We start from the raw sequence: 7,900 nt of genomic DNA, 5'->3' as shown, positions 1-7,900 counted from the left end.
GGTTTAACGCCTCAGGAGATGTGGAAAAAAACCAGTTAACGCCCTGATTTTCGAATTTAGCGTGTCCTAAAATTGGGGGGAGGTCAATAATTTGAGTTCTCGTCAGCAGACCGGTTCGAAATCCGGGAGGGTTACACTAAGTCTCTAGAAAATCGAGACAAAATGAAGAAAACTTGATACAAATCTGTAGGGCAGCATAAGACTAAAAGATCAATATTTGGGGAAACCAAATCTAACCCTTATGAACAGACGTCTACGTGCTTATTCAACAAACATGTCTTTTGAATGGTGCCCAGTTTGGAAATCAACCTTATTTAAGAAATCTTTTATCACGTTTGTGGCCTGCATTTCTTTGTTGATGATTTCATTTGCTGCGAGTGCCCAACAAGCTTTTAAAGTAACCGGAACGGTTAAAGATGAATCTGGCGAAACACTGATTGGTGTGAGTGTCAAGATCAAAAATGGCAAAGGAGGCGCAACAACCGATAAGAACGGTAATTATAGCGTTAACCTTGATGATAAGAATGCAACATTGGTATTTATCTATGTTGGTTATGATCAGAAAGAGGTGGAGGTGAATGGCCGGAGCCAGATTAATGTGTCACTAAAGCCTGCTGCAAATAGCCTGGAGGATGTTGTAGTGGTGGGTTACGGCACACAGAAAAAGGAGGCCATTACCGGGGCTATTGCGACCATTACCAGTAAGGACTTTGAGAAGGTGCATGGTGGTTCTACGGTAAGTACTGGGCTTGCCGGAAAATTACCTGGTGTATCTTTCAGGATGCCGGATGGACGGCCTGGATCTAGTGCAGCTATCCAGATCAGGAATATGGGAGATCCTTTGTATGTAATTGATGGTATCCAGCAGGATGCGGGTCAGTTTAATAATATTTCTCCAACGGATATTGAAAGTATAACGGTATTGAAGGATGCTTCTGCGGCGATTTATGGAAGTCGTTCTGCCAATGGGGTTATTATTGTGACGACTAAGAAGGGTACTAATAATAGCAGAAACACTTTTACGGTTGATGCTTATACGGGCTGGCAGAATTGGGTGCGTTTTCCGGAAACCACTAATGCTTATCAGTGGATGTTGGGCAAAGCGACTGCAGAACTGAATTCGGCTGGAAAGACAGATATTACACGGGCTGAACTGGAGAAATGGAAAGCTGGAACGGAATATGGTTATCAGAGCCAGAACTGGAAGGATTTGATCATTGTTCCGAATGCGCCGCAGTATTCGGTGAATTTGAATGCTTCGGGAGGTACGGATAAGATTACTTATTACCTGTCTGCTACGCATCTGGATCAAAAGGCGGTTTATGGTAAGGAGCGGGAGTTTGATTTTAACCGGACGAATATTCAAAGTAATGTGGAGGCTAAGATCAGTGATCGTTTCAAGGTGAATATGCTCATTAATGGCCGGATTGAGACCCGTGACCAGCCGGGTGTACCTGGGGGTGATGATTACTGGGCTGCGCGTTTTGCTTTGTTGAGAAACCGGCCTACGGAACTGGCTTATGCGAATGGAAATCCATTATACCCTAATGATATCGGGCACAATACGGAGCAGTTTGCGGTACAAAGCAAGGCCTTGACGGGCTATTGGAAGTCTGACTGGAGGGTATTGCAAACCAATCTGTCTGCGACTTACGATACGCCGATTACGGGTTTAAGTATAAAGGGCTTGTATTCTTATTATATAGCGGATAATGTAGTGAACGGACATGAGTATACGTATAATGTTTATACGTATCATCCGGATACAGATACGTATGAAGAGAAGGTAGGGAGTTCTAATCCATATAGGGAGCGCCGAAATGAAAAGGTCATAACGAACACCTATCAGCTGCAGGCTACCTATAACCGGACTTTTGGAAAGCATACGGTGGGCGGTATATTGCTTGCAGAGCGTTTGGACCGTTTCCGTACCTATACTTTCCAGCATGCGGTTCCGCAAACCAATGTTTTGCCTGTTTTACAGTTTGCAGATATGGATGGTCAGGATTTTGCAGATATACAGGAGGAAGAAGCCAGGATAGGGTATGTTTCCCGTTTGAATTATAATTATGCGAATAAATATTATCTGGAGGTTTCTGGCAGAAGGGATGCTTCCTGGAAATTTGCACCAGACAGAAGGGTAGGTTATTTCCCTTCGGCATCTATAGGTTGGAGAATTACGCAGGAGGGCTTTATGAAGTCTTTACTGGGAGAAAACCCGGTTCTGGATGATTTAAAATTCAGGGCTTCTTATGGACAACTGGGCGATGATAAAATTGACCTTGATCCCTTTGCTTATCTTCCAGGATACAATTATAATGCGGGAACTGTTATCCTGGACGGGAAAACCATTACGACCTCAAGGGATAAAGGCCCGATTGTAAACAACCTGACCTGGTTTAAAAGCCGTATAACAGATATCGGTGCAGATTTTTCTCTCTTTAAAACGAAACTAACCGGTACGTTTGATTACTTCTATAGAAAACGTACGGGTCTTAGGGGTACTAAGAATGATATCCTGGTGCCTGCTGAATTGGGTTATAACCTCTCAGATGAGAATGTAAACAGCGATGCGCAATATGGTGGGGAGTTTTCGCTTAATTATCAGAATAAAATTGGTGAATTTGGTTATAATGTTGGAGGGAACTTTTCTTTGTCGAGAAGCAAATTCCTGGAATCTTACAAGCCACGTTTCAACAACTCTCTGGATCAGTACAGAAATTCAATAGAGAATCGCTATAACAATATTTTCTGGGGCTATGAGGTGACCGGGCAGTTTAAGAGTGTGGATGAGATCAACAATTACAAAGTAAATATTGATGGTAAAGGAAACAGCACTCTATTGCCCGGGGATTTGATTTATAAGGACCAGAATGGTGATGGTGTAATTGATGGTTATGATGAAAGGCCTATTGGTTATACTACGACTGGTCAGCCGAATATTATGTTTGGCTTTAGTATTGGTCTGAGTTACAAAAATTTTGATTTCTCTGCAGATTTTTCTGGCGGGTCTTTGTATTCCTGGAACCAGAACTATGAACAGCGCTGGGCATTTCAAAATACGGGCGCTTTATTGCAGAGTTTTGCAGATGACAGCTGGCACCGGACGGATCCTTATGATTTGAATAGTCCTTGGGTGGCGGGTAAATATCCTGCTTTACGTTTCAATGAAGGCGGACATAGCAATTACAACAGGAATTCTACTTTTTGGTTGCACAATGTGCGTTACCTGAGGGCCAGGACAATTGAGTTTGGTTATACCTTGCCTAAGAGATGGCTGGAGAAAATCAAGGTTCAGAATGCAAGGGTTTACCTGAACGGATATAATTTGTTTTCTATTGATAACCTGAAAAGTTTTGGTGTTGACCCGGAAATTGCAGACGATAATGGTTTGCAGTATCCGCAAAACAAGTTTTTTAATATAGGGATCAAATTAGCCCTTTAATCATCCAACCGATCAAAATAAGACTATTAGTTATGAAAAATATTAGATATGCCTGGTTTGCCATCGTCCTGCTGACTTTTGGACAATCCTGTAAAAAAGATTCTGAATATTTAAATAAGCAACCAACCAATACGCTTAGCGTAGAAGCCACATGGAAAGATCCGAATCTGGTTCTTTCTGTGATTGGCGACCTTTATGACCGTTATCCTGATTTCCAGACCATTGAAGCCTGGTGGGAGTTTACGGATTTCGATGAAGCTTTTGCTTCCAATGGTGGAGATTATGGGCGTCATCAGAATGCTGAATTTGATTATGGCAGCTGGAATTGGTGGGATTATGCTTATATCAGGGACCTGAATGTATTTTTGAAAAGGGGCCAGGAAGCGACTGCATTGAGTGAGGCAGATAAGAACCGCTTTATTGCCGAAGCTCGTTTCATCAGGGCGGGTGTTTATTTTGAGCTGGTTAAAAGAATGGGCGGTGTTCCTTTGATTACGGAACCTATGGAGTATAATTACAGTGGTGATCCGACTTATCTTCAGCATGCCCGTGCTAAAGAATCAGAAGTCTACGATTTTGTGATCAGTGAGCTGGAGGCGGTTAAAAATAAGCTTCCAAATTCAGCAAGTACACAAAGCCGGGCTACTAAGGGGGCTGCATTGGCTATGGAATCAAGGGCGGCTTTATATGCGGCGTCTATTGCTAAATATGGTGTGTCTACCGGACAAGTGAGTTTGCCTGGTGGAGAGGTGGGTATCCCTGCATCTATGGCGACGGCTTATTACCAGAAATCTCTGCAGGCGGCAAAAGAGATCATCAGCGACGGACAGTATTCTTTATATAAGAAGAACCCAAATTTGTCTGATAATTTCTCGAGCCTTTTTACAGATAAGGGCAACAATCCGGAGGTGATCTTTGCTAAAGATTTCAAGTTGAAGACCAATAAGGTACATGGGTATACCATTAATAACCAGCCGCGCTCTTCCGCTGAAGAACAACAAGGTGGGCGTTTGAATCCTTCTTTGAATTTAGTGCAGTCTTTTGAAAAGCTAGACAATACTTATGCTTCTTTGGCGAGTGTGGATGCTTCGGGAAATCCGGTGTATTATACTGGGATTACGGATATTTTTGCGGGAAGAGATGCGAGGCTGGCAGGTACGGTCATTCTTCCGGGAACGCAGTTTAAGAATAAAACGGTAGATATCTGGGCGGGTTATATGTTGGCTAATGGAACGATCATCACCGGAGATAATTTTGGACAGACCAAGAAAGATGTGCTTCCTGGTAAACCTGGAACAGTACAGGTGGTGGGGGCAGATGGACCTATTGATGGATTGGAGTTTAGCGCTCAGTCTGGTTTTTATGTGCGTAAGTATTTGGACCCGGCTACGGGTTCTGGTCAAATTGGTACCCGTAGCGAGGTTTGGTGGATTAGGTACCGATATGCGGAAGTGTTGTTAAATGCTGCTGAAGCTTCTTTTGCGCTGGGGGATGCTCAGGGTGCTGCAGACTACTTGAAGCCTGTTCGGGACAGGGCTGGTTTGACCACGGCATTAACTGCGGGTGATATGAGTTTGGATCGTTTGGTTCATGAGCGTAGGGTAGAACTGGCTTTTGAAGGGCATGAGCTTTGGGATATGAAAAGGTGGAGGCTCGCGGATAAGGCCTGGAACGGAAATGCGATGTCTGCTGCTGATTTTACCAATGCGACCAATATTGGGGTTGCAGCCAGAACGAATACGCAGGTGTTTGGCTTATGGGCTTATAAATATTATAATCCGGGAGATGCGAATGATGGTAAGTATGTGTTTAAAGTGGTCAAACCGAGTAAGGTTACTGCAGCGCATCGCTTCCGTTTAGGGAATTACTATTCCTTGATCAATCAGGATATCATCAACAGAAATCCGAAAATTGTTAAAAACCCTAATCAATAAGTTTAAAGATACAGATATGAGACCTAGATTTTATTTTTTAACTGCTGCGTTGCTGGTGCTCTTTTTGGGTTCTTGCAAGAAAGATAATTACGATGCGCCGGCTACAGATTTTAATGGCAGGATTGTTTATAAAGATGAAGCGATTAATGTGCAGTACGGGAATGTTTACTTTGAACTGTGGCAGCCGGGTTTTGGAAAGAGTGGTGCTATTAATGTGAACATTGATCAGGAAGGGCATTATTCTGCGAAATTGTTTGATGGGAACTATAAGCTGGTTTTTTCTGCGAACCAGGGCCCTTTTCTCTGGCCAAAGAATGCTCAGGGGGCACAGGATACGGTGGCGGTGAACATGAGTGGGAGCAAAACGATGGATATAGAGGTGATGCCTTACTATATGGTGCGGAATAGTGTTTTTACTGCGGCTGCTGGCAAGGTGAATGCGAGTTGTAAGCTGGAAAAGATCATTACGGATGTTAACGCGAAGGATATTGAAAGGGCGGTGTTGTATATTAATAAGACGCAGTTTGTTGATGGGAGTAACAATTTAACCAATCAGGAATTGACGGGTGCTGCGCTTGCGGATTTGAATAATCTGAGTTTTTCGGTTACTGTGCCAACGATTGTTCCAACGCAGAATTATGTTTTTGCACGGATTGGGGTAAAGATCAGTGGGGTAGAGGATATGATTTTTTCTCCGCTGCAGAAGGTTCAGTTTTAATAGGGATTTCGTTTAGATTGGGCGCTTTATTGCCGCTCTGGTATTGGGGCCGGGGCGGTTTTTTTATAGTAGTTGGTCGTTTTTTAAGAGGCCGCTGTCTATTAGTTTTGCGAAATGTTTGGTTCCCGGGACTTTTTTCAGGGAGTCCAGGTGTCTGAGGTGATGGATATCTGTTCCAATGAAATCGATATAGTCTTTGTCGATGAGTTTTTGTGCGATGACATTGATCCTTTCGCCGTAGTGAGGGGTTAAAGACATAGCGTTTACTTGAAATTCGACGCCCATTTCTTTCAGGCGCTTATAGTAATCGAATTGTTTGTGAAAGAAAAGGTAACGTTCCGGGTGGGCCAGGATGACCTGATAACCTTTAATGCCCAGGTCAAAAATTTGTTCTTCCAGGTCGTGGGGTCTGGAGATCTGGCTGAATTCTATGAGTAGACGATTCCCGGGCATGGGCATAACTGCTCCCGCCTCGAGTTGGTTTAAGAATTGCTCGTCCAGATAATATTCAGAGGAGAGGTTGAATCGCATGCCTTCAGGTAACTTTCCTTCTAGCTTTGCATGGCCTGCTTGTAAAGTATCCTTTGTATTGGGATGTATATCTTGTAACGTATGGGGAGTGGTGATAAGGTGGCTGAAGCCCAATTCTTTTAAGCCGGTGATGAGCTGTATGCTATCTTGTACGTCTTTTGCTCCATCGTCCACACCGGGAACCAGGTGAGAGTGCATGTCAATTCCAATGGCGGAAAAGTCTGAATGGGCAGGTTTACGTTTGAAAAATAGCATCTTATTCTGTTTTTGTTATTTAATTAATCTAAAGGCAAGGTAGTTAATATTTTCAAAACCCGGAAAGGTTTTACTTTAAGTGTAGGTGGGTGTTGTTTTTATGTTGGTTATTTGAGGAATTTGACATTTTTTGGGTATTAAAGAGTCCCGAATAAATATATGGTACGCAAATTGGCATTGTAATTGTTTAGAGGGATAGCGTAACAAAAATGTAGCTAAATTGTTTCCACTGATTTAATATTATCTTTGGGAGATTTTAACTAAAAGTGTGCTTATAGCCTATGAAACAGATATTATACTTGTCTATTGTTGTTGTCCTATTTTTAAGTTCCTGTGGGGTTAGGTATAAATCCGTGCCCTATTTTCAGGATTTGCGAGATAGCGGGATTGTGCAACAAGATATTAACAATTATACTCCGTTAAAAATTCAGAAAGACGATATTCTTGCGATTACTGTTACAAGTTTAAATCCGGAGGCTTCCGCGATCTTTAATATGGGAAATACCAGTTCACTGCCGTCGAATGCCTCTGTGAGCACTAATCCCACTAATACTGCAAATGGATTTGTAGTTGATCAGAATGGAGCCATTCAGTTGCCTTTAATTGGTTCAATTCAGGTTCTGGGCCTTACAACTACAGCGGCGAGAGAGTTGGTCCAGTCAAAACTCTTGACCTATTTAAAAGAGCCAGTTGTTAGTTTAAGAATTATCAATTTTAAGGTTTCAGTATTAGGAGATGTGGCAAAGCCAGGAGTTTTTCCTGTGCAAAATGAAAGAATCTCTTTAACAGAAGCACTTAGTATGGCGGGGGATTTGAATGTCACAGCAGTAAGAAATAATGTCCTTCTGGTTCGTGAAAATCAAGGGAAGAGACAGTTTGTTAGATTTGATATGCAGAAGAAAGATATTTTTAGTTCTCCATATTATTACCTTCAAAACAATGATGTACTTTATGTTCAGCCAAGTAATGCTAAGTATGCAAGTGTTGACGCTAACTACAGAAATGTAAGTATTATTC

General features: G+C 42.4%; 5 protein-coding genes. 4 read left to right on the top strand and 1 reads right to left on the bottom strand.

The features are described 5' to 3' along the window. Window positions 1-241 precede the first annotated feature (241 nt). Genes DBR11_RS29230 through DBR11_RS29220 form a run of 3 tightly spaced genes read left to right on the top strand, consistent with a single transcriptional unit; the run spans window position 242 to window position 6,097 of the window. Complete coding sequence (locus DBR11_RS29230) at window positions 242-3,445, top strand: TonB-dependent receptor (RefSeq protein WP_108556043.1); 3,204 nt, start codon at window positions 242-244, stop codon at window positions 3,443-3,445. Between the two features lie 32 nt (window positions 3,446-3,477). Next, a complete protein-coding gene (locus DBR11_RS29225) occupies window positions 3,478-5,379 on the top strand; it encodes a RagB/SusD family nutrient uptake outer membrane protein (RefSeq protein WP_108556042.1) in 1,902 nt (633 codons plus the stop codon). A 16-nt stretch (window positions 5,380-5,395) separates the two neighbouring features. After that, complete coding sequence (locus DBR11_RS29220; protein ID WP_108556044.1) at window positions 5,396-6,097, top strand: DUF3823 domain-containing protein; 702 nt, start codon at window positions 5,396-5,398, stop codon at window positions 6,095-6,097. Between the two features lie 63 nt (window positions 6,098-6,160). On the opposite strand, the gene DBR11_RS29215 is transcribed toward DBR11_RS29220, so the two are convergent. Further along, window positions 6,161-6,826: a tyrosine-protein phosphatase gene (locus tag DBR11_RS29215; RefSeq protein ID WP_146186716.1), complete on the bottom strand. Its 666-nt coding sequence runs from the start codon at window positions 6,824-6,826 to the stop codon at window positions 6,161-6,163. A 338-nt stretch (window positions 6,827-7,164) separates the two neighbouring features. Here DBR11_RS29215 and DBR11_RS29210 point away from each other — a divergent pair. Then, a partial coding sequence (locus DBR11_RS29210; RefSeq protein ID WP_108556040.1) for a polysaccharide biosynthesis/export family protein occupies window positions 7,165-7,900 on the top strand: 736 nt, incomplete at its 3' end.

Origin of the sequence: Pedobacter sp. HMWF019 (assembly GCF_003061025.1) — a bacterium.
Taxonomy (GTDB): Bacteria; Bacteroidota; Bacteroidia; order Sphingobacteriales; family Sphingobacteriaceae; genus Pedobacter.
Note: the sequence above shows the minus strand (reverse complement) of the source record. Positions and strands in the feature narration are given on the sequence as shown.

Excerpts from the sequence above, each read along its gene's own strand:
- DBR11_RS29230 (WP_108556043.1), top strand. The coding sequence starts at position 242 with ATGAACAGACGTCTACGTGCTTATTCAACAAACATGTCTTTTGAATGG.
- DBR11_RS29225 (WP_108556042.1), top strand. The coding sequence starts at position 3,478 with ATGAAAAATATTAGATATGCCTGGTTTGCCATCGTCCTGCTGACTTTT.
- DBR11_RS29220 (WP_108556044.1), top strand. The coding sequence starts at position 5,396 with ATGAGACCTAGATTTTATTTTTTAACTGCTGCGTTGCTGGTGCTCTTT.
- DBR11_RS29215 (WP_146186716.1), bottom strand. The coding sequence starts at position 6,826 with ATGCACTCTCACCTGGTTCCCGGTGTGGACGATGGAGCAAAAGACGTA.